Origin of the sequence: Pseudomonas sp. W2I6, from assembly GCF_030815935.1 — a bacterium.
GTDB lineage: Bacteria > Pseudomonadota > Gammaproteobacteria > Pseudomonadales > Pseudomonadaceae > Aquipseudomonas.
Genome location: NZ_JAUSXJ010000001.1, coordinates 1,290,384 through 1,316,279 on the forward strand (window position 1 = coordinate 1,290,384; position 25,896 = coordinate 1,316,279).

The 25,896-nt window shown below is 61.4% G+C and carries 22 protein-coding genes and 1 tRNA gene; 14 read left to right on the forward strand and 9 right to left on the reverse strand.

Annotation, left to right across the window (positions count from 1 at the left end; translation table 11 throughout):
- The first annotated feature begins 65 nt into the window (after nucleotides 1–65).
- Both QF039_RS06135 and QF039_RS06140 read left to right on the forward strand, forming a co-directional pair.
- Nucleotides 66–1,250 carry a thiolase family protein gene (locus tag QF039_RS06135; RefSeq protein WP_003216747.1) on the forward strand — a complete coding sequence of 395 codons (1,185 nt, stop codon included), beginning with the start codon at nucleotides 66–68 and terminating at the stop codon, nucleotides 1,248–1,250.
- Between the two features lie 187 nt (nucleotides 1,251–1,437).
- The gene (locus QF039_RS06140; RefSeq protein ID WP_003216745.1) at nucleotides 1,438–2,394 is read left to right on the forward strand and encodes a DMT family transporter; all 957 of its coding nucleotides are present in this window, start codon (nucleotides 1,438–1,440) and stop codon (nucleotides 2,392–2,394) included.
- Here QF039_RS06140 and QF039_RS06145 read toward each other — a convergent pair.
- Complete coding sequence (locus QF039_RS06145) at nucleotides 2,391–3,779, reverse strand: class II fumarate hydratase (protein WP_003216744.1); 1,389 nt, start codon at nucleotides 3,777–3,779, stop codon at nucleotides 2,391–2,393. The two genes, QF039_RS06140 and QF039_RS06145, sit on opposite strands and share 4 nt — an antisense overlap.
- A 193-nt stretch (nucleotides 3,780–3,972) precedes the next feature.
- On the opposite strand from QF039_RS06145, the gene QF039_RS06150 reads away from it, so the two are divergent.
- The 7 genes from QF039_RS06150 (at nucleotide 3,973) to QF039_RS06180 (ending at nucleotide 11,841) form a co-directional block, all read left to right on the forward strand.
- Nucleotides 3,973–4,491 (forward strand): DUF2059 domain-containing protein, encoded by a 519-nt coding sequence (locus QF039_RS06150; protein WP_003216742.1) that lies wholly within the window; start codon nucleotides 3,973–3,975, stop codon nucleotides 4,489–4,491.
- Nucleotides 4,492–4,497: 6 nt separating this feature from the next.
- Nucleotides 4,498–4,791: a BolA family transcriptional regulator gene (locus QF039_RS06155; RefSeq protein ID WP_307517150.1), complete on the forward strand. Its 294-nt coding sequence runs from the start codon at nucleotides 4,498–4,500 to the stop codon at nucleotides 4,789–4,791.
- A 274-nt stretch (nucleotides 4,792–5,065) separates the two neighbouring features.
- Nucleotides 5,066–6,010, forward strand: coding sequence for a rhodanese-related sulfurtransferase (locus QF039_RS06160; protein WP_003216738.1), 945 nt, complete (start codon nucleotides 5,066–5,068; stop codon nucleotides 6,008–6,010).
- Nucleotides 6,011–6,013: 3 nt separating this feature from the next.
- Nucleotides 6,014–6,649 (forward strand): DsbA family protein, encoded by a 636-nt coding sequence (locus QF039_RS06165; protein ID WP_008433236.1) that lies wholly within the window; start codon nucleotides 6,014–6,016, stop codon nucleotides 6,647–6,649.
- A complete protein-coding gene (locus QF039_RS06170; protein WP_177047103.1) occupies nucleotides 6,642–8,462 on the forward strand; it encodes an ABC transporter ATP-binding protein in 1,821 nt (606 codons plus the stop codon). Before QF039_RS06165 ends, QF039_RS06170 begins: the two co-directional genes overlap by 8 nt.
- Before the next feature lie 75 nt (nucleotides 8,463–8,537).
- A complete protein-coding gene (locus tag QF039_RS06175; protein WP_307517151.1) occupies nucleotides 8,538–11,000 on the forward strand; it encodes an EAL domain-containing protein in 2,463 nt (820 codons plus the stop codon).
- A gap of 79 nt (nucleotides 11,001–11,079) precedes the next feature.
- Nucleotides 11,080–11,841 carry a TenA family transcriptional regulator gene (locus QF039_RS06180; protein WP_218166164.1) on the forward strand — a complete coding sequence of 254 codons (762 nt, stop codon included), beginning with the start codon at nucleotides 11,080–11,082 and terminating at the stop codon, nucleotides 11,839–11,841.
- Nucleotides 11,842–11,862: 21 nt separating this feature from the next.
- Here the strand turns inward: QF039_RS06180 and QF039_RS06185 are convergent, their stop codons facing one another.
- From QF039_RS06185 to QF039_RS06200, 4 genes are all read right to left on the reverse strand, one after another.
- Complete coding sequence (locus tag QF039_RS06185) at nucleotides 11,863–12,789, reverse strand: GGDEF domain-containing protein (RefSeq protein ID WP_003216729.1); 927 nt, start codon at nucleotides 12,787–12,789, stop codon at nucleotides 11,863–11,865.
- Between the two features lie 169 nt (nucleotides 12,790–12,958).
- Nucleotides 12,959–14,233: an MFS transporter gene (locus QF039_RS06190; RefSeq protein ID WP_307517152.1), complete on the reverse strand. Its 1,275-nt coding sequence runs from the start codon at nucleotides 14,231–14,233 to the stop codon at nucleotides 12,959–12,961.
- Nucleotides 14,234–14,420: 187 nt separating this feature from the next.
- On the reverse strand, nucleotides 14,421–15,575 hold the full coding sequence (locus tag QF039_RS06195; RefSeq protein WP_003216725.1) for an acyl-CoA dehydrogenase family protein: 1,155 nt from the start codon (nucleotides 15,573–15,575) through the stop codon (nucleotides 14,421–14,423).
- A 69-nt stretch (nucleotides 15,576–15,644) separates the two neighbouring features.
- Complete coding sequence (locus tag QF039_RS06200) at nucleotides 15,645–16,502, reverse strand: IclR family transcriptional regulator (RefSeq protein WP_008433245.1); 858 nt, start codon at nucleotides 16,500–16,502, stop codon at nucleotides 15,645–15,647.
- A 263-nt stretch (nucleotides 16,503–16,765) separates the two neighbouring features.
- Between QF039_RS06200 and QF039_RS06205 the strand changes: the two genes are divergently transcribed.
- The 3 genes from QF039_RS06205 to QF039_RS06215 are packed head-to-tail and all read left to right on the forward strand — an operon-like array spanning nucleotide 16,766 to nucleotide 20,342.
- Nucleotides 16,766–17,551, forward strand: a complete 786-nt coding sequence (locus tag QF039_RS06205; RefSeq protein ID WP_008433246.1) for an enoyl-CoA hydratase — start codon at nucleotides 16,766–16,768, stop codon at nucleotides 17,549–17,551.
- Nucleotides 17,552–17,553: 2 nt separating this feature from the next.
- Nucleotides 17,554–19,083 (forward strand): 3-hydroxyacyl-CoA dehydrogenase, encoded by a 1,530-nt coding sequence (locus QF039_RS06210; protein WP_307517153.1) that lies wholly within the window; start codon nucleotides 17,554–17,556, stop codon nucleotides 19,081–19,083.
- Nucleotides 19,084–19,109: 26 nt separating this feature from the next.
- Complete coding sequence (locus QF039_RS06215) at nucleotides 19,110–20,342, forward strand: CaiB/BaiF CoA-transferase family protein (RefSeq protein ID WP_003216714.1); 1,233 nt, start codon at nucleotides 19,110–19,112, stop codon at nucleotides 20,340–20,342.
- 42 nt (nucleotides 20,343–20,384) lie between these two features.
- Here QF039_RS06215 and QF039_RS06220 read toward each other — a convergent pair whose 3' ends face one another.
- The gene (locus tag QF039_RS06220) at nucleotides 20,385–21,767 is read right to left on the reverse strand and encodes a glycerophosphodiester phosphodiesterase family protein (protein WP_307517154.1); all 1,383 of its coding nucleotides are present in this window, start codon (nucleotides 21,765–21,767) and stop codon (nucleotides 20,385–20,387) included.
- 176 nt (nucleotides 21,768–21,943) lie between these two features.
- On the opposite strand from QF039_RS06220, the gene QF039_RS06225 reads away from it, so the two are divergent.
- Nucleotides 21,944–22,019, forward strand: a tRNA-Asn gene (locus tag QF039_RS06225).
- 65 nt (nucleotides 22,020–22,084) lie between these two features.
- Here QF039_RS06225 and QF039_RS06230 read toward each other — a convergent pair.
- Nucleotides 22,085–22,348 (reverse strand): Ada metal-binding domain-containing protein, encoded by a 264-nt coding sequence (locus QF039_RS06230; RefSeq protein ID WP_102368470.1) that lies wholly within the window; start codon nucleotides 22,346–22,348, stop codon nucleotides 22,085–22,087.
- Nucleotides 22,349–22,500: 152 nt separating this feature from the next.
- Here QF039_RS06230 and QF039_RS06235 point away from each other — a divergent pair, with 152 nt between their 5' ends.
- Nucleotides 22,501–24,546 carry a prolyl oligopeptidase family protein gene (locus QF039_RS06235; protein WP_307517155.1) on the forward strand — a complete coding sequence of 682 codons (2,046 nt, stop codon included), beginning with the start codon at nucleotides 22,501–22,503 and terminating at the stop codon, nucleotides 24,544–24,546.
- Here QF039_RS06235 and mug read toward each other — a convergent pair.
- Both mug and QF039_RS06245 read right to left on the reverse strand, forming a co-directional pair.
- Entirely contained in the window at nucleotides 24,533–25,048 is a 516-nt protein-coding gene (mug, locus tag QF039_RS06240) for a G/U mismatch-specific DNA glycosylase (protein WP_307517156.1), read from the reverse strand. The two genes, QF039_RS06235 and mug, sit on opposite strands and share 14 nt — an antisense overlap.
- Nucleotides 25,049–25,409: 361 nt before the next feature.
- A complete protein-coding gene (locus QF039_RS06245; protein ID WP_003207888.1) occupies nucleotides 25,410–25,796 on the reverse strand; it encodes a MarR family winged helix-turn-helix transcriptional regulator in 387 nt (128 codons plus the stop codon).
- Nucleotides 25,797–25,896 lie beyond the last annotated feature (100 nt).

Below are 25,896 nucleotides of genomic sequence, written 5' to 3' on the forward strand. Positions count from 1 at the left end.
CGGTTGAAGAGGGCGGGATCTATGCTCGATCCATCTCTCAACAACCACAACAATTGAGGTAGCCCATGCGTGAAGTAGTGATCGTCGACAGCGTGCGAACCGGCCTGGCCAAGTCCTTTCGCGGCAAGTTCAACCAGACCCGTCCCGATGACATGGCTGCCCATTGCGTGAACGCGTTGCTGACCCGCAACGGCATCGACCCGGCCACGGTCGAGGACTGCATCGTCGGCGCCGGTTCCAACGAAGGTGCCCAGGGCTACAACATCGGCCGCAATGTGGCGGTGTTGTCGCAACTGGGTACCGGTACGGCGGGCATGACCCTCAACCGTTTCTGTTCCTCGGGGTTGCAGGCGATTGCGATCGCCGCCAACCAGATTGCTTCCGGTTGCAGCGAGATCATCGTGGCCGGTGGGGTCGAGTCCATCAGCCTGACCATGAAGAGCGTCAACACCGATAACCTGATCAATCCGTTGCTCAAGGAGCAGGTGCCGGGCATTTACTTTCCCATGGGGCAGACGGCGGAAATCGTTGCGCGGCGGTATCACGTCAGTCGTGAAGAGCAGGATCTGTATGCGCTGCAAAGCCAGCAGCGTACGGCTCAGGCCCAGGCTGACGGGTTGTTCGATGATGAAATCGTGCCGATGGCGGTGAAGTACAAGGTTGAGGACAAGAACACTGGCGCGGTGCAGGTGTTGGAGGGGGTGGTGGATCGGGATGATTGCAATCGTCCGGATACGACGTTGGCCAGTCTTGCGGGATTGAAGCCGGTGTTTGCGGAGGATGGGTCGGTGACGGCGGGGAATTCCTCGCAGTTGTCTGATGGGGCTTCCATGACACTGGTGATGAGCCTGGAAAAAGCGCTGGAACTGGGGCTTAAGCCCAAGGCGTTTTTTCGCGGGTTTACGGTGGCGGGGTGTGAGCCGGATGAGATGGGGATCGGGCCGGTGTTTTCGGTGCCCAAGTTGCTCAAGGCCCGTGGGCTGGCAGTGGCGGATATTGATTTGTGGGAGTTGAATGAGGCGTTTGCCTCGCAGTGCCTTTATGCGCGTAATCGGCTGGAAATTGATAACGCCAAGTACAACGTCAACGGTGGGTCGATTTCCATCGGGCATCCGTTTGGGATGACGGGGTCGCGGCAGGTGGGGCATCTGGTGCGTGAGTTGCAGCGGCGCAAGTTGCGTTACGGCATTGTCACTATGTGTGTGGGCGGCGGCATGGGGGCCACCGGCTTGTTCGAAGCCGTACGCTGACTCAGTGTGGGAGTGGCGGTGCGACGATTCGACTTGCTCGCGAATGCGGCGGGGCAGTCGATGAAAATGTTGGCTGATAGACCGCCTTCGCGAGCAAGCCCGCTCCCACATTTGATCAGCACCGTATCCCAATCCGTTCACATCCCCCTAGAATGCACCTCCTCCACCTCAGGCATTCGGGGCACTCATGCACATCTCATCGGGCCGTTGGGTCTACGGTTTATCCCTGGCCCTGCTGACCGCGCTGCTCTGGGGCATTCTGCCGATCAAACTCAAACAGGTCTTGCAGGTGATGGACCCCGTCACCGTCACCTGGTTTCGCCTGGTCGTCTCCGGCAGTTGTCTGTTTATCTATCTCGCCGCCGTAAGGCGCCTGCCCAGCTGGCGTTCCCTCGGACCAAAAGGTGGCTGGCTGGTAGCAATCGCCGTGTGCGGCCTGATGGGCAACTACGTGCTCTACCTGGTCGGCCTCAAACTGCTGAGCCCCGGCACCGCGCAACTGGTGGTACAGGTGGGCCCGATCTTCCTGATGATCGCCAGCGTCTTCGTGTTCAAGGAACGCTTCAGCCTCGGGCAGGGCATGGGCCTGCTGGTGCTGATCATCGGCTTCGGCCTGTTCTTCAACCAGCGCCTGACCGAGTTGTTGACCTCCCTGGGCAGCTACACCGCCGGGGTGCTGACGATTCTCCTGGCCACCACCATCTGGACCTTCTACGCCCTGGGCCAGAAGCAGTTGCTGACGGTATGGAATTCGTTGCAGGTGATGATGGTGATCTACCTGTCCTGCGCGCTCTTGCTGACGCCATGGGCGCACCCGATGGAAGCGCTGCAACTGAGCCCGCTGCAAGGCTGGCTGCTGCTGGCCTGCTGTTTCAATACGCTGATTGCCTACGGCGCATTCGCTGAAGCCCTGGCCCACTGGGAAGCCTCGCGCGTCAGCGCCACCCTGGCGCTGACGCCATTGGTGACCTTCGTCGCGGTAGCGCTGGCCGCCTGGATGTGGCCCGAGTATGTGCACGCCGAAGACATCAATGCCCTCGGCTACGGCGGGGCCGTGTTGGTGGTGCTGGGGTCCGCGACCGTGGCGTTGGCGCCGTCGTTGTTCGCCGGGCTCAGGGCCCGGCGTGCACGATTGGCGTCTTAATGACCGGCTTCCAGCATGTTTTCCGGACGCACCCACTGGTCGAACTCTTCGTCCGTGAGATAGCCCAGCTTCAGCGCCGCTTCCCGTAGGGTCAGCCCTTCGGCATAGGCCTTCTTGGCAATCTCGGCGGACTTGTCGTAGCCGATGTGCGGGTTCAGCGCAGTCACCAGCATCAGGCCACGCTCAAGGTGCGCGGCCATTTGCTCGGCGTCGGGTTCCAGGCCGGCGATGCAGTGCTCCTGGAAGTTGCTGCAACCGTCGGCCAGCAGGCGGATCGATTCCAGCAGGTTGTGGATGATCACCGGCTTGTACACGTTCAACTGCAAGTGGCCCTGGCTGGCGGCGAAGCCAATGGTCACGTCATTGCCCAGCACCTGGCAGGCCAGCATCGACAGCGCTTCGCACTGGGTCGGGTTGACCTTGCCGGGCATGATCGAGCTGCCCGGTTCATTCGCCGGCAACTTGACTTCCGCCAGCCCGGCACGCGGGCCGGAGCCCAGCAGGCGCAGGTCGTTGGCGATTTTCATCAGGGCCACGGCCAGGGTCTTCAAGGCGCCGTGCAGGGTGGTCAATGGCTCATGGCCCGACAGCGCGGCGAATTTGTTCGGTGCGGTGACAAACGGCAGGCCCGACAGCGCGGCCAATTCCGAGGCAATCGCCTCGCCAAAACCGTGGGGTGAATTGAGCCCGGTGCCGACGGCAGTACCACCCTGGGCCAGTTCACACACGGCGGGCAGGGCGCTGCGGATCGCGCGTTCGGCGTAGTCGAGTTGCGCTATAAAGGCCGAGACTTCCTGGCCGAAGGTGATGGGCGTCGCATCCATCATGTGGGTGCGGCCGGTTTTCACCAGCTTCATGTGGCGCGCCGACAACTCTGCCAAACCACCAGACAGTTCACGGATCGCCGGCAACAGCTTCTCGGTGACGGCCTGCACGGCGGCGATGCTCATGGCGGTGGGGAAGCAGTCGTTGGAGCTCTGGGAACGGTTGACGTGGTCGTTGGGATGCACCGGGCTCTTGCCGCCACGGGGCTTGCCCGCCAGCTCGTTGGCACGGCCGGCGATCACTTCGTTGGCGTTCATGTTGCTCTGGGTGCCGCTGCCGGTCTGCCACACCACCAGGGGAAACTGGTCGTCGTGTTCGCCGGCGAGCACTTCGTCAGCGGCCTGTTCGATCAGCCGGGCGATGTCGGCGGGCAGGTCGCCATTGCGGTCGTTGACCCGGGCCGCAGCCTTCTTGATCAGGGCCAGGGCGTGCAACACAGCCAGGGGCATGCGCTGGTCGCCGATGGCGAAGTTCACCAGCGAGCGTTGGGTCTGCGCGCCCCAGTAAGCGTCATCCGGGACTTGCACTTCTCCCAGGCTGTCGGTTTCGATACGGCTCATCGGGCACACTCCTTCAGGTTCGTTTGCGCAGTTTAGGCCCTGATCGCCCGGTGGGGTTCCCTTAAAAGACTTTTCATCGGATTAAGCCCCGCAAAACCAGGCCCCACAAGGCGTGGGGTTGAGCCGCGGCGTTTTTTAGGCGCAGAATGGGCGCCCTTGGGGTCTTACCTCGCCTGCTAGAAAAGGAAACTCGATGACTCGTCTTCGTGCCATCTGTACCGCGGTTGCTCTGGTATGTGCCAGCGGCCAGGTTTTTGCCGATACCGCCAGCCACAACGCCAGTGCCGAAGCCTTCCTTACCCTGGCCCATGCCGACAAGCTGGGTACCCCGGTGTACATGCAAGTGCAACAAATGTTCGCCCAGCGTTTCGAGCAGACCAAGGCGCCTGCTTCCAAGCAAACCGTCCTGGACACCTACCAGGCCAAGGCCAACACCGCCCTGGACCAGGCCATCGGCTGGAACAAGCTCAAGCCGGACATGATCAAGCTCTACACCGACAACTTCAGCGAATCCGAGCTCAAGGACCTGGTTGCGTTCTACCAGTCGCCACTGGGCAAGAAAGTCCTGGAGAAAATGCCCCAGCTGACCCAGCAATCGGCCCAGATGACCCAGGCCAAGCTTGAAAGCGCGGTACCTGTGGTGAACAAGCTGCTGGAAGACATGACCAACGAGCTGACGCCAAAAGCCCCGGCCCCGGCCAAGAAGAAGTAAACAGGAATGACCATGCAACAGCGTATCGAATCGGCACTCGTCGCCCTGAGCCCGGAACACTTGAGCGTGCTGGATGAAAGCCATATGCACAGCCGTGGGTTGCAGACCCACTTCAAGGCCGTGCTGGTCAGCCAGCAGTTCGAGGGCCTCAACCGCGTCAAGCGCCACCAGAAGGTCTATGCCACGTTGGGTGACCTGATGGGCGAATTCCATGCGTTGGCGCTGCATACCTACACGCCTGAAGAATGGGCGAAAATCGACGCAGCCCCGGCCTCGCCGACCTGCGCCGGCGGTCACTGACACTGTGGCACATCAGCTTACTGTGGCGAGGGAGCTTGCTCCCGCTGGGCTGCGCAGCAGCCCTTCTGCCAATCACCGCGATCTTTCTGAAAGGTTGCAACTGCCTGGTTGGGGCCGCTCCGCAGCCCAGCGGGAGCAAGCTCCCTCGCCACAGTAAGAGGCGGTCCATAATCGTCGCCATTTTTGTTAGAATCCGCAACGCGCCGCTCAGTCGGCGCGTTTTTTTTGCATCCGGTTCACCCTTTACGAGGGTAGCCACCTGGAGAGAACACCCATGACTCAACCGATTGTCGTGGCGGCACTGTATAAGTTCGTCACCCTCGAAGATTACGTCGCCCTGCGCGAGCCACTGCTGCAGGCGATGGTCGACAACGGCATCAAAGGCACCTTGCTGATCGCCGAAGAAGGCATCAACGGCACTGTTTCCGGCAGCCGCGAAGGCATTGATGGCTTGATGGCCTGGCTCAAGAACGACCCGCGCATGGACGACATCGACCACAAAGAGTCGTACTGCGACGAGCAGCCGTTCTACCGCACCAAGGTCAAGCTCAAGAAAGAGATCGTGACCCTGGGCGTCGAAGGCGTCGACCCGAACAAGAAAGTCGGCACCTACGTCGAGCCGCAGGACTGGAATGCGCTGATCAGCGACCCTGAAGTGCTGCTGATCGATACCCGCAACGACTACGAAGTGTCCATCGGCACCTTTGAAGGCGCGATCGACCCGAAGACCACCAGCTTCCGCGAATTTCCCGACTACATCAAAGCCAACTTCGACCCGGCCAAACACAAGAAAGTCGCCATGTTCTGCACCGGCGGCATTCGTTGTGAAAAAGCCTCGAGCTATATGCTCAGCGAGGGTTTCGACGAGGTGTATCACCTCAAGGGCGGCATCCTGAAGTACCTCGAAGAGGTGCCGCAGGAAGAAACCAAGTGGCAGGGCGACTGCTTTGTGTTCGACAATCGCGTGACCGTGCGCCACGACTTGAGCGAAGGCGACTACGATCAATGTCATGCCTGCCGCACACCGGTCAGCGTCGAGGACCGTGCATCCGAACACTATGTAGCTGGCATCAGTTGCCCGCATTGCTGGGATAAGCTTTCAGAGAAGACCCGTCGCAGCGCGATCGACCGGCAAAAGCAGATTGAACTGGCCAAGGCCCGCAATATGCCGCACCCGATTGGCTACAACTACAAGCAATCCCCATCCTCCGAGGCCTGAGCCATGTCCGCACGCCTGCTCTATGTAATGGATCCGATGTGCTCCTGGTGCTGGGGTTTCGCCCCGGTGGCCAAGGCGCTGGTTGAGCAGGCCCAGGCCGCAGGCGTGGAGCTGCACCTGGTGGTGGGCGGCTTGCGCACCGGCAGTGGCGCGGCGCTGGAGCCGACGACCCGGCGCTATATTCTTGAGCATTGGCAGGCCGTGACCGACGCTACCGGCCAGCCGTTCAAGCGTGAAGGTGCACTGCCTGATGGTTTTGTCTACGACACCGAGCCGGCCTGCCGCGCCGTGGTCACTGCCCGCAGCCTGGCGCCGGATTGCGCCTGGAAACTGCTGGGGCTGATCCAGCAGGCGTTCTACGTCGAAGGGCGCGACGTGACCCGCGCCGACGTATTGGTGGAACTGGCCGAGACCGCCGGCGTGCCGCGTATCGAGTTCGCCGAAGCTTTCGACCGCGCCGACCAGCACGCGGCCACCGCGGCGGATTTCACCTGGGTCCAGGACCTGGGTATCGCCGGTTTCCCGACCTTGCTGGCGGAGCGTAATGGGCAACTGGCGCTGCTGACCAACGGCTATCAGCCGCTGTCCGAATTGGCGCCGCTGCTGAGCCGCTGGCTGGAGCGAGCTGCCTGTGCATGATCAGCCCGATCCCGTTGAGCAACCCAAGCGTGTCGACCGGCTGACCTGGGCGGAAGTCCGCCGCCTGGCGCTGCATCACAAGAAATCCCTGTGGATCGCCAATGGCGTCGCCGTGCTGGCAACCTTGTGCAGTGTGCCGATTCCATTGCTGCTGCCGTTGCTGGTGGACGAAGTGCTGTTGGGCCATGGCGATGCGGCACTGAAGGTGATGAACCACGCATTGCCCTTGGGTTGGCAGAAGGCCGCTGGCTATATCGGCCTGATGCTGCTGGTGACCTTGCTGCTGCGTTGCGGCGCCCTGGTGTTCAACGTGCTGCAGGCGCGGTTGTTTGCGCGACTGGCCAAGGACATCGTCTATCGCATTCGCGTGCGGCTGATCGAGCGCCTCAAACGCATTTCCCTCAGCGAATACGAAAGCCTGGGCAGCGGCACGGTGACTACGCACCTGGTCACCGACCTGGACACGGTGGACAAATTCGTCGGTGAAACCCTCAGCCGGTTCCTGGTGGCGATGCTCACCCTGGTAGGCACCTCCGGGATCCTGATGTGGATGCACTGGAAGCTGGCACTGTTGATCCTGCTGTTCAACCCGCTGGTGATCTACGCCACGGTGCAGTTGGGCAAGCGGGTCAAGCACCTGAAGAAGCTGGAAAACGACAGCACGTCGCGGTTTACCCAGGCGCTCACCGAAACCCTCGATGCGATCCAGGAAGTGCGTGCCGGCAATCGCCAGGGCTTTTTCCTCGGTCGCCTGGGCCAGCGGGCCCAGGAAGTGCGGGATTTTGCGGTCAATTCCCAGTGGAAAAGCGACGCCTCCAGCCGCGCCAGTGGCTTGCTGTTCCAGTTCGGTATCGACATCTTCCGTGCGGCGGCGATGCTGACGGTGCTGTTTTCCGACCTGTCCATCGGCCAGATGCTCGCGGTGTTCAGTTACCTGTGGTTCATGATCAGCCCGGTGGAACAGTTGCTGAACCTGCAATACGCCTACTACGCGGCGGGCGGGGCGCTGACGCGGATCAACGAACTGCTGGCCCGCGCCGATGAACCGCAATACGCGGGCGGTGCCGATCCGTTTACCGGACGCGAGACCGTCGGCATCGAAGTGCGCGGCCTGAATTTCGGCTACGGCGAGGAACTGGTGCTGGACCAGTTGAACCTGAACATCGCCCCGGGTGAAAAAGTCGCGATTGTCGGCGCCAGCGGCGGCGGCAAAAGTACCCTGGTGCAGCTGTTGCTGGGGCTGTATACGCCGCAGGCCGGCAGCATTCGCTTCGGTGGTTCGACCCAGCAGGAAATCGGCCTGGAGACGATTCGCGAGAATGTCTCCGTAGTGCTGCAGCACCCGGCACTGTTCAATGATACGGTGCGCGCCAACCTGACCATGGGCCGCGAGCGCAGCGACCAGGCCTGTTGGCAGGCGCTGGAAATTGCCCAGCTGGATACGACCGTCAAGGCGCTGCCGCTGGGCCTGGACAGCGTGGTCGGACGCTCCGGCGTGCGCTTTTCCGGTGGGCAGCGTCAACGCCTGGCCATTGCCCGGATGGTGCTGGCGGAGCCGAAAGTGGTAATACTCGACGAAGCCACCTCGGCCCTGGATGCGGCAACCGAATACAACCTGCACCAGGCGCTGGCGCGGTTTCTCAGTGGCCGTACCACCTTGATCATCGCCCACAGGCTGTCGGCGGTGAAACAGGCGGATCGGGTATTGGTGTTCGATGGCGGCCATATTGCCGAAGATGGCGACCATCAGCAGTTGATTGCTGATGGTGGCTTGTACGCCAAACTTTACGGACACTTGCAACAAGTGCGGTGATTTAGCCTACGCTGAGCTATCAGGAGCGGTTTTCACTCGCGTGCGTATTTTAGTTGTGCATGTGCAAGGGACCTCATGAAGCAAAAGCAGACTCTCGGAACCCCTCGGTTATTGGGCATTGTGTGGCCTTTTATCGCCGTCGTACTGTTCCAGGCATTGTTAGGCTGCGTCAGTCTCTACGTACTCTCGGCGGTGCGCGGTTATGTGGCGGGCGAAAGCCTGTGGTCCAAGGGCCAGAAAGACGCGATCTTTTACCTGACGCTCTACGCCGACAGCCGCGACGAAGCCACCTACCTCAAATACCAGAACGCGATTGCCGTACCCCAGGGCGGGCATGAGCTGCGGCTGGCCCTGGACCGCCCGACGCCGGACCTGCCTGCCGCGCGCCAGGGCATCCTCAAGGGCGGTAACCACACTGACGACGTTTCCAGCCTGATCTGGCTGTACCTCAACTTCCGCCATTTCAGTTACCTGGAAAAAGCCATCGAACTGTGGACGGTGGGCGATGGCTACCTGGTGCAACTGGACGACCTGGCCCAGGAGATGCACCGAGCGATCATGGCCAATCAGGTCAGCAGCAGCGACGTACACCGCTGGAAGCAGCGGATCTTCGCCATCAACGACGGGGTGACGCCGGCCGCGAAAGCCTTCAGCGATGCCCTGGGTGAAGGCTCGCGGATGATTCTGCGCCTGCTGCTGGTGACCAACCTGGCCACGGCACTGGGCTTGATCGTGCTGGCGCTGTTGCGCACCCACAAGCTGCTGGCCCAGCGGCATGCGTTTGCCGACGCGCTCCAGTTGGAGAAGGAGCGGGCGCAGATCACCCTGGAGTCGATTGGCGACGGAGTGATCACCACCGATGTCGACGGCGCCATTGCGTATATGAACCCGGCCGCCGAAGCCCTGACCCATTGGAAAGCCTCCCAGGCCCAGGGGCTGCCGCTGGCGGCGCTGTTCAACCTGCTGGACGAAAATGCCCAGGCCGACGGCTTTACCCTGATCGAACATATATTGGGTGGCCAGCTCGGTGGGGGCAGCGAGCACTCCAAGCTGATCCAGCGCCTGGACGGCACCACCGTGTCCGTCACCCTGGTGGGCGCGCCGATCCGCAGTGCCGGCAAAGTCGTCGGCGCGGTGCTGGTGTTGCACGACATGACACAGGAACGCCAGTACATCGCCAACCTGTCCTGGCAGGCCACCCACGACGCCTTGACCGGCCTGGCCAACCGCCGTGAGTTCGAGTTCCGCCTGGAGCAGGTGCTGCACAACGTCGGGCGCCAGCAAACCGGGCGCCATGCCTTGATGTTCCTCGACCTGGACCAGTTCAAGCTGGTCAACGACACCTGCGGGCATGCCGCGGGGGATGAACTGTTGCGGCATATCTGCGCGCTCTTGCAGTCCGACCTGCGTGAAGGTGACACCCTGGCCCGGCTGGGGGGCGACGAGTTCGGCATCCTGCTGGAGAACTGCCCGGCGCCGGTGGCGGAAAAAATCGCCGAAAGCCTGCGCCACACCGTGCAGAGCCTGCACTTTGTGTGGAAGGGCAGGCCGTTTGTCACCACCGTGAGCATTGGCCTGGTGCACATCACGCACGCCCCGACCACCCTGGAGACTTCCCTGCGAGCCGCCGACATGGCGTGCTACATGGCCAAGGAAAAGGGCCGCAACCGGGTGCAGGTGTATCACGCCGATGACTCGGAATTGTCCCTGCGCTTTGGCGAGATGGCCTGGGTGCAGCGCCTGCACATGGCGCTGGAAGAGAACCGTTTTTGCCTGTACGCCCAGGAAATCGCGCCCCTTGGGCACACCGAACAGGGGGATGGGCATATCGAAATCCTGCTGCGCCTGCATGACGAGGCGGGGCGGATCATCCTGCCGGACAGTTTTATCCCGGCCGCCGAGCGTTACGGCTTGATGACCTCCCTGGACCGTTGGGTGGTGGAGAACGTGTTCAAGATCATCGCAGGCTGCATGCGTGAGCGCCCGGGCCGGCCCATGGCCATGTGTGCGATCAATCTGTCAGGCACTACCATCGGCGATGAGGACTTTCTTGGGTTCCTGCGTGAGCAATTCATTGCCTATGGCATTCCACCGGAAATGATTTGTTTTGAAATTACAGAAACCAGCGCTATAGCGAATTTGGGTAGTGCGATTCGTTTTATCAACGAGCTCAAAGAGTTAGGGTGCCATTTCTCCCTGGATGACTTCTGCGCCGGGATGTCCTCGTTCGCATATCTTAAACATTTACCTGTAGACTTCTTGAAGATCGATGGAAGTTTCGTAAAGGATATGCTGGACGACCCGATTAACCGCGCTATGGTCGAAGTGATCAATCACATCGGTCATGTCATGGGTAAGCGCACAATTGCCGAATTTGTCGAGACACCCCAGATCGAACAAGCCTTGCTTGAGATCGGGGTCGACTACGCTCAGGGATACCTGATCGAGCGACCGCAGTTGTTTACCTTTGATAGTTTGCAGTGTCGACCTGTGCGACCGCAGCCCCTGTTATTCAAGGCGCCTGGCACGTTCCGATGAAACATTTGCTGGTCTGTACATATCACAAATCAAAAGGAGCCCGACAGTGATCGACACATTCAACAGAACCGGCCCGCTTATGGAAGCCTCAAGTTACCCCGCCTGGGCGCAACAGCTGATCCAGGACTGTAGCGAGAGCAAGCGTCGCGTTGTCGAACACGAACTGTACCAGCGCATGCGCGATAACAAGCTCAGCGCCAAGACCATGCGCCACTACCTGATTGGTGGCTGGCCGGTGGTTGAACAGTTTGCGTTGTACATGGCACAGAACCTCACCAAGACCAAATTTGCCCGCCATCCTGGGGAGGACATGGCGCGCCGCTGGCTGATGCGCAATATTCGCGTGGAACTCAACCACGCCGATTATTGGGTGCATTGGGCCCGCGCCCACGGTGTCAGCCTGGAAGAATTGCAGGCACAGGAAGTGCCGCCGGAGCTGCATGCACTGAGCCACTGGTGCTGGCACACCAGCTCGGCCGATTCGCTGATTGTCGCGATTGCCGCCACCAACTACGCCATCGAGGGGGCCACTGGGGAGTGGTCCGCCGTGGTGTGTTCCACCGGCGTCTATGCTGCGGCTTTCCCTGAGGAAGACCGCAAGCGCGCGATGAAGTGGCTGAAGATGCATGCCCAGTACGATGACGCACATCCCTGGGAAGCCCTGGAAATCATCTGCACCCTGGCCGGCATGAACCCGACCAAGGAACTGCAGGTAGAGCTGCGCCAGGCGGTCTGCAAGAGCTACGACTACATGTACCTGTTCCTGGAACGTTGCATGCAGCTGGAAAAGTCGGTGGCCGCCCCCCGCAAACAACCCGCCCTGGTTGCCAGCGAGGCGTAAACGGGGTGATGGCGGGGTAAATTACCCCGCCATTGCCAGCCGATTGCGGCCTTCACGCTTGGCCACATACAAGGCACTGTCCGCCCGGCGCAACAGGCTCTCGGCGGACTCTCCCGCCAGCAAGGTCGAGCAGCCCAGGCTCACCGTCAATTCGATCCGCTCATCATCCGCCCAATAATCCTGGGCCTGTGCCGCCTGGCGCAGGCGCTCGCCGACCATCGATGCCGCGTCCCGGCCGGTGTTGGACAGCAGGATCAGAAACTCTTCCCCGCCAAACCGGAACACCATGTCCACATTGCGCAGCTGGCTCTTGATCGAGGCGGCGACGGCCTTGAGCACCTTGTCGCCCGTGGCATGGCCGTGGCTGTCGTTGATGTGCTTGAAGTGGTCGATGTCCAGCATCAGCAAGGACAGGGGTTGCAGGTGCCGGCGAGCCATATCGATTTCCCGTTGCAGGGTCTGGTCCATGGCGATGCGGTTACCGGTTTCGGTCAGTGGGTCGCGCAGGGCACTGCGAGTCGCCGCACGGTAGAGCAGGGCATTGCGCATCGGGTAGAGCAAGGTGGCCAGCAGCGATTCCAGGTTGGCCAGTTCGTCTTCGAGAAAGCGTTGGTTGCGCCGAAACACCAGTTCGCCAAGGTGCTCGCCTTCATGGCTGAGGGCATAGCTCACCGAATGATGGCCGCGGTGACCGTACTCCAGGCGCAGGTCGCTGGCTTCGTGGCGGTATTGCAGGGCGTCCAGCGGCACCAGGCGTTGGATCTCGCGGAAGAACAACGCAAGGATATGCTCTGGCTCCAGGCTGGTTTGCAATTGCATGCCCAGTTGCTGGCGAAGTTGCTCAACCGTCGCGGGGCGTCGTGTAAGAAGGGAAGGCTGACCAAAGCCCAGGCGTTGCAATTTGGCGCTGTCGAAGTCAATTGCGTTGGTCTGGGTCGGTGTTTTCATAAGCGAATGAGCCTCTAAGCACAAAACTGTCTTACAGGCTGGGTGAGAGCGTCGTACTGTTCCTTCAGTTCCGTAGGACTGACGTACAGTCTAGCCCGGTTTGTCTAAGGGTATAACTGCCGCACGTCTTATAGCCGGGGCCGCGTCGCCGCGGGCCCCGGGTTAGGGCTTATTGTTTTTGCGGGTCGAACTGCTTGTCGCGGATAAACAGCGCTGGGATCACGCCGCAGATAAAGTACGCGCCGCCCATGACCAGGAATCCCACGCCAATCGAGCCATGGGACGCCAGGAAACCAATGGCTGCCGGTGCCACCGCCGCGCCGATTCGGCCAATGTTGTAGGCGCCGCCCACTGCCGAGCCGCGAAATTTCGCTTCGAAGCTTTCGGTCATGTAGGTCGCATTCACGCCGTAGGGGATGCCGTACAGGAAACCGAACACAATCAGCATCCACAGGATGTTGTCCGGGCTCTGGAACAGCACGATCACCGGCAGGAAAATCGCCGTGCCCAGCGCGCCGACGGCGAACACCAGGCGCCGGCCCAGGCGGTCTGCCGCGAGCCCGGCGAGGATCTTGCCGAAAATCATCGCCGCGTAGGTGCCGACCATGTAGCTGGTCATCGACTTGAAGTTCATCCCCAGCTCGCCTTCCAGGTACGACGGCATCCAGTTGTTCACGCCGTAGTAGCCGAACTGCAGGAAGCCTGCGGTCAGCGCCCAGAGGATAAACATGCGGCTGGCTTTCGGGTCGCTGAAGATCAGCTTGAACATGCCGTCGGGTTTCTTCGCCGACACGCGCTTGATGCCTTCGGCCTTTTCCCGGGCACGTTCGGCCTGGGCCTTGAGCCAGGCTTGCGGCTCCGGCACCAGGCGTTGCATCAGTACGGCGAGGATCACCGGGATGATCGCCACGTAGAACAACCAGCGCCAGCCGTGGTTCGGCAGGATCCAGCCGGCGAGCAGGGTGGCGACGATGTAGCCCACCGACCAACCGGCCTGCAGGGTGCCGAGCACGGTGGTGCGATAGCGGGTCGGCACGTATTCGGCCATCAGGGTGTTGCACGCGACATACAGTGCGCCGAGTCCCAGGGACGCGAAGAAACGGGTGCTCGCGAACTGCCAATAGCTGTGGGTCATGCCCAGGATCGCCGTGCCGGCGGAGAACAGCACGATGCTCCAGACCACGGTTTTCACCCGGCCAAAACGGTCACAGGCCCAACCGCCGTAAATCCCGCCGATGGCCATCCCGGCCAGGGTGAAGCTGCCCAGGCTGCCGGCTTCGACGCTGGTCAGGCCGAACTCGGCCTTGAGGCTGCTGAGGCTGTAGGACAGCAGCATCAAGTCGGCACCGTCGATCAGCAGGCCGAGGAAGCAGAAGATGAATACGATGATCCACAGTTTGTTTTGCGCGGGCGACAACGCACCCGCCGAAGCGGCGACTTCCATAGCGATACCTTGTTGTAGTTGTTAGGGCACAAGTTATGGGTGTTGCGGTAATGCGGTTGGAACACGGTCAAAATGTGGGAGCGGGCTTGCTCGCGAAAACGGTGTGTCAGTTAATGCATCCGGTGGCTGATGTACCGCATTCGCGAGCAAGCCCGCTCCCACATGGGTTTTGTGTTGTTCCCGGGGTTCAGTGCTTGGCCTCGCGAATCATGTTGCGGGCGATCACCAATTGCTGGATCTGCGTAGTGCCTTCATACAGGCGGAACAAGCGCACGTCGCGATAGAACCGCTCGATGGCGTACTCGCTCACATACCCGGCACCGCCGTGAATCTGCACACAACGGTCGGCCACTCGGCCGCACATCTCCGTGGCGAACATTTTCGAGCAGGACGCTTCGGTGCCGATGTTCAGGCCTTCGTCACGCTTGCGCGCGGCGTCCACCACCATGCAGCGGGCGGCGTAGATCTCGGCCTTGCTGTCGGCGAGCATCGCCTGGATCAGCTGGAACTCGGCGATCGGCTGGCCGAACTGCTTGCGCTCCAGGGCGTAGTTCAGGGCATCGTTGAGCATGCGCTCGGCGGCCCCGACGCTGACGGCGGCAATGTGCAGGCGGCCCTTGTCGAGCACCTTCATTGCGGTCTTGAACCCCACGCCTTCGACGCCACCGATCAGTTGGTCGGCCGGTACGCGCACGTTGTCGAAAATCACGTCGCACGTGTGGGCGCCTTTCTGGCCCATCTTGTGGTCGCGCTTGCCCAGAGACAGGCCGGGGGTGTTGCGCTCGACAATGAATGCACTGATGCCGCCCGCGCCCTTGATGTCCGGGTTGGTACGGGCCATCACCGTGTAGATCCCGGCGTGGGGGGCGTTGGTGATAAAGCGCTTGGTGCCGTTGATGACATAGTGGTCACCGTCGCGCACCGCCGTGGTTTTCAGCGAGGCGGCGTCGGAGCCGGAGTCCGGCTCGGTCAGGCAGAACGAACTGAGCAGTTCACCGCTGGCGAGTTTTGGCAGGTAGTGCTGCTTCTGCGCCTCGGTGCCGTCCAGCAGGATGCCGATGGAGCCGATGCCGTTGTTGGTGCCGAAGTAGGAACGAAATGCCGGCGAGGTGCGGCCCAGTTCGAAGGCCACGTTGACCTCTTCTTCCATGGTCAGCCCGAGGCCGCCGTAGGCTTCAGGCAAGGTCAGGCCAAACAGGCCCAGCTCGCGGAACTGGCTGACGATATCCGCCGGGACGTCATCGGTCTCGGCCAGTTCGTTTTCCCGGGGGATCAGCGCCTCGTTGACGAACTGCTGAAGGGTTTCCAGCAACAGATGAAGCGTTTCGGGGTCTCGGATCATGTGCATTCCTCAGCGGCCCGTTCGGCGGGCCTGTTGTCGTCAATCTGCCGAGGCCTTGCACCGATCTGGCTAGCGGGCGGCGGCCTCGATGTTGTTCACCATGTGCTTGAGACGGGGCCCGATGTCGTCCTCGAGTTTCTCCCGGGAAAGGTGAAAACTCGGCCCGCCACAGTTGAACGTCAGCAGCCCATGTTGTGCATGCAGCAGCGGTACGGCGATGGCGTTTACATCGCGGTGCCACTCACCGATCGACATGCAGTAGCCGAAATCGGTGTAATCCCGGAAGGCACGTTCCAGGCCCTTCCTGATGCCCGGCCAGTCCTCCAGATGACGCTGGCGGATATGGTCGAGGATAAATTCCCGCTCGTTTTCCGGCATCGCTGCCAGGCAGGCGCGGCCTGCGGAACTCAAGTGCAACGGCAACCGTGTGCCGACCTGGCGGCGCATGGTCATGTTGGCTTCACCCTGGACCACGTCCAGGTAAACCATGTCCAGGCGGTCCCGCGTGGCCATCGCCACCGCGGCCTGGGCGTACTTGGCCATCGTCTCCATCAGCGGATGGGCCACGGCCCGCACCGACAGGTTCGACAGCATTGCGTAACCGAATGCCATTACGCCCACATCCAGCTGATACCGGCCTGACTGCGGCAGGTGCTTGAGATAGCCCAAGCGGGTCAGCGTATGGGTCATCCGCGTAATCGTCGGCTTTGGCAGCCCGGTCTTGCGCGCCAGCTCCTGGTTACCCAGCACGCTTTCGCTGGGGGTGAAGCAGCGCAGCAATTCCAGGCCACGGGCCAGGGCGGTGACGAACTGGCGGTCCTTGTCTTCTTCCTCGTCGGCATTCATCGGATCGATCAGCAAGTGCTCGAAGGCGTGGTTGCCGGCAGGTGTTTCGGGTGTGTTCGGGTCCAGGTTTCGACGGCGCATGTTAGTCCCCCTTTTTTTAGAAAATCAACAAAACAAAATTGTATTCCGCACAGCGAAACTAATCAACTTTGCGTGGTGTTGTCTTTTTGTTTAATAAAACTCGTCTAAACAACGAGTTATAGCCCGATTTATTGGAGGGTCAGGTTTTTACGTTTACATCACGGCGACTCGGTCCTTATGATTATCGCTAAATACGGAATGTTGTTTCGCATGGCGAAACTTGCGATATCCGAACTAACAAGAACATTGCAGCAGGAGAATTTGTGGCCAGCCTCGACCAACCCGTAGTGCACCTCGACGTCCAGGACAATGGCGTCGCCGTGGTACGCATCCACCGTCCCGAAGTGAAAAACGCCTTGAACGCCCAGGTTCGCGAAGAGCTGGCCGAGCACTTTCGTGCCCTGGCCAAACGCCGTGATGTGCGCGCCATCGTGCTCACCGGCGGCGACCAGTTCTTCGTGGCCGGTGCCGACATCAAGGAATTCGCCAGCGCCAGCCCGATCGAGATGTATCGCCGCCACACTGAATACCTGTGGGAAGCCATCAGCCGCTGCCCCAAGCCGGTGATCGCCGCGGTGAACGGGTTTGCCCTGGGCGGCGGTTGTGAGCTGGCCATGCATTGCGACCTGATCGTCGCCGGGGAATCGGCGCGCTTCGCCCAGCCCGAGGTCAAGCTGGGCCTGATGCCGGGCGCCGGTGGCACCCAGCGCCTGGTACGCGCCGTGGGTAAGTTCCAGGCCATGCGCATCGCGTTGACCGGCTGCATGGTCAAGGCCCCGGAAGCCCTGGCCATGGGCATGCTCAGCGAAGTGGTGGACGATGACCAGACCATCCCCCGCGCCCTGGAACTGGCCGCGCAGATCGCCGCCTTGCCGCCACTGGCGGTGGAACAGATCAAGGAAGTGATGCTGGCCGGCGCCGACCTGCCGCTGGAAAGCGCGCTGGTGTTGGAGCGCAAGGCCTTTCAACTGCTGTTCGATTCGGCAGACCAGAAGGAGGGCGCCGCGGCGTTCTTCGAAAAACGCACCGCGAACTACCTGGGGGAATGACAATGGCTGATTCAATCAAGATCATGGGCCTGGTAGGCACCGGCGTGATGGGCGCCGGGATTGCTCAGATTGCCGCTCAGGCGGGCGTGTTGGTGCGCTTGTTCGATGCCCGCGACGGTGCGGCGCAAACCGCTCGGGATAACCTCGGCGCCACGCTCTCGAAGCTGGCCGCCAAGGGCAAGATCACCCAGGCAGCGGTGGACGCTGCGCTTGCGAACCTGCAAGTTGCCGCCACCATTGAGGCGTTGCGCGATTGCAACCTGGTGGTGGAAGCCATCGTTGAAAACCTCGACGCCAAGCGCGGCCTGTTGCAGCAGCTGGAAGGTGTGGTCAGCGCGGCGTGCATCCTCGCCACCAACACCTCGTCGCTGTCGGTCACGGCCATCGCCACCGGCTGCCGACACCCTGAGCGGGTCGCCGGGCTGCACTTTTTCAACCCGGTACCGTTGATGCGCGTCGTCGAAGTGATCGACGGCCTGGCCACTGCACCGAAGGTCGGCGATGACCTGCTGGCCTTCGTCGCCCGTACTGGCCATCGCGGCGTGCGCGCCAAGGACACCCCGGGTTTCATCGTCAACCACGCCGGCCGTGCGTACGGCACCGAAGCCTTGAAGATGCTCGATGAAGGCATTGCCGAGCGCGGCGACATCGACCGTATCCTGCGTGAAGGCGCAGGCTTTCGCATGGGGCCGCTGGAACTGCTGGACCTCACCGGGCTCGACGTTTCCCACCCGGTGATGGAGTCGATCTACAACCAGTTCTATCAGGACCCGCGCTACAAACCATCGCCCCTGACCCGCCAGATGCTGGTGGGCGGACGCTTCGGGCGCAAGAGCGGGCAGGGCTTCTACCGCTATGAAAATGGCCAGGTGGTGGACGGCCCGCAGCCGCAGCCGGTGCCTTCCATCAAGCAATTCCCGCCGGTATGGATCGCCACCGAAAACGCCGACGACTACGAGCGCCTCAGCGCCCTGGTGATCGAGTTGGGCGCACAACTTGAAAGCGCGGCGCAGCCTTCGCCTGAAGCGTTGTGCCTGCTGGCGCCCTACGGCCTCGACGCCACCTCGGCCAGCGAGCGCTTCCACACTGACCCGGCACGCACCCTGTGCATCGACCTGCTGACCGACCTGTCGCGCCACCGCACTCTGATGCAAAACCCGCTGACGTCCACCGCCACCCGCGATGCCGCCCACGCGTTGCTCGCCAGTGACGGTGTAGGTGTGACAGTGATCAGCGACAGCGTCGGCTTCGTTGCCCAGCGCACCCTGGCGATGGTGGTCAACCTGGCCTGCGACATTGCCCAGCAACGCATCGCCAGCGTCGACGACATTGACCAGGCCGTACAACTCGGCCTGGGTTATCCACAAGGCCCGCTCGCCTGGGGCGATGCCCTCGGGCCACGGCGCATCCTCACGATTTTGCAACGCATGAGCGAACTCACCCACGACCCACGTTATCGCCCCAGCCCCTGGCTGCGGCGGCGTGCGGCGCTGGGGATTTCCCTGCGTCATGAAGAGCCGGCAGTCGGCTGATTTCGATTCATCACAGGACAAGAATAATGGGTGCATTGACAGGTTTGCGGGTGCTGGATTTAAGCCGGGTATTGGCCGGGCCCTGGTGTGGCCAGGTGTTGGCCGACCTTGGCGCGGAAGTGATCAAGATCGAACGGCCACAGAGTGGCGACGATACCCGCGGCTGGGGCCCGCCGTGGATGAAGACCGACACCGGCGAGTCGTCCGGGCAGGCGTCTTATTACCAGTCCACCAACCGCGGCAAACTATCCGTGGCCATTGACCTGGCCACCAGCGAAGGCCAGGAACTGGTGCGGGCCCTGGCGGCCAGCTCCGACGTACTGATCGAAAACTACAAGGCCGGTTCCCTGGCACGTTATGGCCTGGATTACGCGACCCTGGCCGAGATCAATCCACGGTTGGTGTACTGCTCCATCACCGGCTTCGGCCAGACCGGCCCGCGCGCCGAAGAACCCGGCTACGACTTCATCATCCAGGGCATCGGCGGCCTGATGAGCATCACCGGCGAGCGCGACGACCTGCCCGGCGGCGGCCCGCAAAAAGTCGGCGTGGCGTTCTCCGACCTGATGACCGGCCTGTATTCCACCGTCGCGATCCAGGCCGCGCTGCTCAGCCGCGAACGCACCGGCGTTGGCCAACACATCGACATGGCGCTGCTGGACGTACAAGTGGCAACCCTGGCCAACCAGAGCATGAACTACCTGGCCTCGGGCAAGGTGCCGCAGCGTTTCGGCAACGCCCACGCCAACATCGTGCCGTACCAGGTGTTCCGCGCCGCCGACCGCGACTTCATTATTGCCTGCGGCAACGACAGCCAGTTTGTAGCGCTGTGCCACAGCATCGGTTTGCCGCACCTGCCGGAAGACCCGCGCTTTCGGCGCAATGCCGATCGGGTTGCGCATCGGGCGGAGATTGTCGAACTGTTGTCGGCGCACTTCCTGGGGCGAACGGCGGACGAGTGGGTGGCGAGTATTCACGCCTCGAAAGTACCGGTGGGGGCGATCAACAACATCGCGCAATCCCTGGAAGAGCCGCAGGTGATTGCCCGTGGGTTGATGGTGAAGATCCCGCATCCCAGGAATCCGCAGTTCGAGATGGTCGGCAGCCCGATCAAGATGTCGGGCACGCCGGTAGAGTATGTAAGGCCGGCGCCGATGTTGGGGCAGCATACCGATGAGGTACTGGGCGAGCGCCTCGGGTTGTCGGCAGAGCAGTTGGGGCAGCTCAAGGCAGGAGGGGTGATTGAGCAACTTGACTGAAGGATGGCGGCCCATAAGGCCGCCATCTTTGCGCACGACTTTTTAGCGCGCGACTTCTTTAAGGTAGGCAGTTCGGGCCGCAACGGCAGTCGGCGTGAAATCCGTAAACACACCGTCAACACCGGCGCGGAAAAAGGCCATGTATTCCGCCGCCGGGTTGCCCTTGTAGGCACCTGCCAGGTATTTGGCTTCGTTGCGGAAGGTGAAAATATGCACGAACAGGCCGGCCTTGTGCGCATCGCTGATCAGGCTGGTGGGCTTGAAGGTATCGACCTCGGGCAAGCCGGGGTTTTGCGCTGAAGCGGCGGTCAGCAACATCGCTTGCGGCTTCCACGGCCCGATGCCGTCGGCATAGGTCTTGACCTCGGCCAGCCCGGCCGGGGTCAGCATCGCACCAAAGGCGCGAGGGTCGCCGGCGACGGTCCAGCTGTAGGGGCGGCCGCTGACGAAGGTGTTGGGTTTGTCGGTGATGAAAATGGTCTCGCCGGTCTTGAAGTTCACCCCGTTCCCATCCACCAGTTGAACCGCCCTGGATTGCAGGCCGATGGAGCGCAAGTATTTCAGGCTGTTCGGGTCGAAGCTCTGCACGAACACCGGCGCGTCTTTGCGATTGAGGTTGTTGTCTTCAAGGATCTTGAGAAACGCCGCTTCGAACGGATGACTGCCCGGCGCGCCGCAGCCGTTGGCGATGGCCTGGGCATTGTTCCAGATCGGGTTCTTGCTTTCCGGGTAGGTGGTAATCACGCGGCCAGTGGCGGCGCTTTTGGCTTTCGCGATGTCGATCACTTCCTGGAAACTCAGGATCGGCAGCTTGCCGTTGAGTTCGGTCGGGCGCTCGTCGCGGGCATCATACGTCGTGCCGCCGATCCATTGCTTGAGTTCGGCCAGGGTGAAATCGCTGATTGACCAGTCGTTGGTATGGTCTTCGCCATCCACGATCAAGGACTTCAACACGGATTTTGGATCGTTGGGGTCAGTCAGATCACTCAGGTACTGGGCCGGGCCATTTTCTGCAGTGGCCGGGTACCTGACGTTAACCAGCACACCCGGCACCGTGCGCTTGCGGCGTGCAACTTCGGGATTGGTCTTCGCGACGTCGCTGATGTTGGTGTTGTCGCTCAACCAGGGATTGTGCCGGGCCACCAATACACAGTCCTTGGTCATGTGCAGGTCCAGCTCCAGCGAATCCGCACCAGCATCGGCTGCATGCTCGTAGGAGGCCCGGGTTTCTTCCGGGTACAGTCCTGGCAGGCCGCGATGGCCGATAACCAGCGGCGGTGCACCGTCCAGGGTTTTGAACGAAGCAGGCGCGACAGGCGCGCTCCTGGTCACACTGTCACACGCGCTCACCGTCAGGCTGCATCCGATAACGATAAAACGGGCAAGCAGGGTTTTTACCGCTGGCGGGCCTGAGCGAGTGTGCATGTGTCGTCCTTCAAGAAGAGGGTAGGGGCGGGGTATCTGCGGATGTTGGCGTTGACGTATGACAGCGTCGTGACAGGAAGTGGCGTGGTGATTTTCCAGCGCGGCGCACCTGGGGTGGAGCAAAAATCTCACTGAATGCTTGACTTCTCCTTTTCAATCAGTAACATACGGCGCATTCCGCGATAGCTCAGTTGGTAGAGCAAATGACTGTTAATCATTGGGTCCCTGGTTCGAGTCCAGGTCGTGGAGCCAGATAGTAAAAAAGCCTGCAGCGATGCAGGCTTTTTTTTGCCCGGAATTTGTCCCGGACACTCGATTCAGGCGTGCCCTCGAAACAGGCGATATTCGGCTGGCATGCACACCGCACAAGGACGAAATCCCGCGGCGATAGCCGTCGCTTCATCGAGAAAAAACACGCGATTTTTCACGTAGCCGCCACGCGCAATGGCTCCCAGCGCCGCACGACAGTCGAGCTTTCCATAGCGCTTGCCGCCTCGGTGGCCGCCCAGCGTTCCCGGCTCGGGGCTTGGGAAGGGGCTTGCGTCTGCGCCCATCAGCATCCATATGTTTTTGTCAGCCATCGCTTGTCCTCCTGCCGCACCAGCCTGCGGTACGTCCGCCATGTATCGCCGATCAGATCGGCTAGCGCACCCGGTTTCTTGCTTTTTTTATCACTCAAAAAGGCTCAAAGTCGGGCACGCTATCCATTTCTGCTTTTCGACAGGATTCGAACATGTCAAAACTTCCCGAAACGTCCAATGATCCCTACCAATGGCTTGAAGACGTCGACGGCACGCGTTCACTGGACTGGGTACGCGCCCAGAACCTCAAGACCGAAGACCGGCTCGCCCGCTCCGGCAGCTTCAAGCAAATCCAGGCCGAGGTGCTGGAGATACTGGACTCGGACAGCAACATCCCCTACGTCGATAAGGTCGGCGCCTATTACTACAACTTCTGGATGGACGCCGCCCACCCGCGGGGCCTGTGGCGTCGCACCACGCTGGCGGAGTACCGCAAGCCTCAGCCTGCCTGGGAAACGTTGCTGGACCTTGACGCACTGAACGCCGCCGAGGGCGAAAACTGGGTGTGGCACGGTGCTGATTTCTTGCGCCCGGACTACCAGCGCTGCCTGCTGGCGCTGTCCCGTGGCGGCGCCGATGCGAATGTCACCCGCGAGTTTGATCTGGCCAGCAAGACCTGGGTCGAAGACGGCTTCCAGTTGCCCGAGTCCAAGGGCGGCCTGGGCTGGATCGACCGTGACAACGTCTATGTCTATACCGATTTTGGTGAAGGGGCGATGACCCGTTCCGGTTACCCGCGCATCGTCAAGCAGTGGCAGCGCGGTACACCGCTGAGTGCCGCCAGTCTTGTCTATGAAGGCGCGCTGGATGATATGTACATCGCGGCGATGCACGACGACACGCCCGGCTACGAGCGTGACTTCGTCAGCCGCACGCTGGCGTTCTACAACAACGAGCTGTACCTGCGGGGCAGCGACAACCAGTTAAGCAAAATCGACGCGCCGAACTCGGCGGAAAAGTCGGTGTACAAAGACTGGCTGCTGCTGGAACTGCGGGATAACTGGACGCTTGATGAAGTGTTTGTGGCCGGCTCGTTGCTGGCGATCCGGTTTGATCGCTTCATGGCAGGCCAGCGGGATTTCGAGGTGCTGTTCACCCCTACGGACAGCACCTCGCTGGCAGGGTTTTTCTGGACGTTGAATCACCTGGTGCTGAACGTACTGGATCACGTCAAGAACCGCCTCAGCGTCCTCACTCCCGGCGCGAACGGCTGGCAGCACAGCCCGTTCACCGGGGCGCCGAGCATGGGGACGGTGGATGCCAGCGCAGTTGACAGCGACGACAGTGATGCCGTCTGGCTGGTGACCACTGACTACCTGACGCCGACCACCTTGTCGCTGGCCGAGATCGGTCATCCGCCCGAGGTACTGAAAACCCTGCCGGCCTTTTTCGATTCCAGCCAGCACGTGATCGAGCAGCACTTTGCGGTCTCCAGGGATGGCACTCGTGTGCCGTATTTCCTGGTGCTCGGCAAAGACCTGCCGCGCAACGGCACGGCGCCGACCTTGCTCTATGGCTACGGCGGGTTTGAATACTCCCTGACCCCGTATTACTCCGGTAAGGCAGGCCGCGCCTGGCTTTCGAAGGGCGGGGTGTACGTGGTTGCCAACATTCGCGGTGGCGGTGAATACGGCCCGCGCTGGCACCAGGCCGCACTCAAGCAGAACCGTCCGCGTGCCTACGAAGATTTTGCCGCAGTGGCCCGTGACCTGATCGACCGCGGGGTTACTTCGCCCCGACATCTGGGCGCGGAGGGTGGCAGCAACGGTGGTCTGTTGGTCGGCAATATGCTTACTCAATACCCGGAACTTTTCGGTGCAATCGTCTCCCAGGTGCCCTTGCTCGACATGCAGCGCTATCACCTCCTGTTGGCCGGGGCGTCGTGGATGGGGGAATACGGCAACCCGGACGTACCTGAAGAGTGGGCGTACATCCAGACGTTTTCTCCATACCACCTGTTCGATCCGGCGAAGGCCTACCCACCGGTGTTTTTCCTGACCTCGACCCGCGATGACCGGGTGCATCCAGCCCACGCCCGCAAGCTGGCGGCGAAGATGATCGAGGCCGGCAAGGACGTGACGTACTACGAAAATATCGAAGGTGGGCACGGCGGGGCGGCAGACAATGCGCAGGCTGCGCATATGAGTGCGCTGGTCTACAGCTTTTTGTGGGAGAAGTTGAGTTCTAATCGGGACTGAGTGTTGCCAGCCTTAATTGCTGGTATGCCTGCACCAATTGGTCGAGCGTAAACCCAAGGTTCCTGCCGCTGGGATTGGGCAGAACCCACACCGCCGCACACCCCAAGGTGTGCGGTTGAAGTCCCCAGGCAATCTGCTTCTGCCCGCTCAACGCGCTATAGGCGGCCTTTCCCAGAAACGCCACATACCGTGGCGCGTAGCGTGCGATCTTGCGTTCAAAACTAGCCGCCGCCTCCCTGAATTCATCCGCCGACAACTGATCCGCCCGGGCCGTAGGCCGCTCCACCACCGTGGTCAGCCCGCATTGGTATTGCAGGATCGTGCGGTCGTTCTCCGGCTGCACTTCATGGGGCGTAAACCCGGCCAGGTGCAGCGTGCGCCAGAACCGATTGCTCCTGCCCATGAAGTGATGCCCGGTGGCAGCGGCCTTCAGCCCCGGGTTTATGCCGCAGAAAATCACGGCCAGGTCTTTGGTCAGAATGTCTTCGAGTGTTTCGTTCATGCTGAGTCTCAGGCAAGTGTCTTTCACGACGTTGGGAAAAACACAGGGGCGGTCTGGCGTATCGCGTTAGTCGGGATACCCTGTGAACCTGTTCAGGCTATCTTTACAGCGGCCATCATGGTTAACGGGGCCCGCAGGTCAACAGCAGAGCTGCTTTATGTGGGAGCGGGCTTGCTCGCGAAAAAACCGAGAACGCCGCGTTGAATCAGGATGCCAGCGTCATCGTTGACGACCTTCGCGAGCAAGCCCGCTCCCACATTTGACTGTGCCCGCTCTTGATTTTGATCTTGGGCGGCCCGCGGAGTAATGCCGGCAAGAGCGGAACCAATATCAGCCATTACCTAAATAACCGATATGCCCCCTAACCCAACAACGCCCGAGCAAACTCATCAGACGCAATAAAGTCCATGGCCTTGCGCAACTCGCAAGCCGCCTCAGCCCCAAACACCTCATCAAACCGCACCGCCATCTGCCTGGACACCACCCGCGCCTCTTCGTATTTACGCTGCCCCGCGTCGGTCAACAGCACCCGCCGGCTGCGACGGTCCAACTCATCCACCCGCAACACCACCAGCCCATCCCGCACCAGCGGCTTGAGCGTATGCCCCAGGGCCGACAAATCCATCACCAACGACTGCGCCAGGTCGCGCATCTTCGGAGCGTCCCCATTGGCGATGTGGTTCATCAGCGAATACTGGGTGGCCTTCAGACCAAACGGCGCAAACGCCTCGTCATAGATCTGCGCCATACGACGGGACGCGCGCCGCACGGCTCCGTTGGAACAGGTGCTCGGGCTATTCAGGACAGGCGGTGCGCATTTCACAGGCTGATCACTCGCTACAGATCAA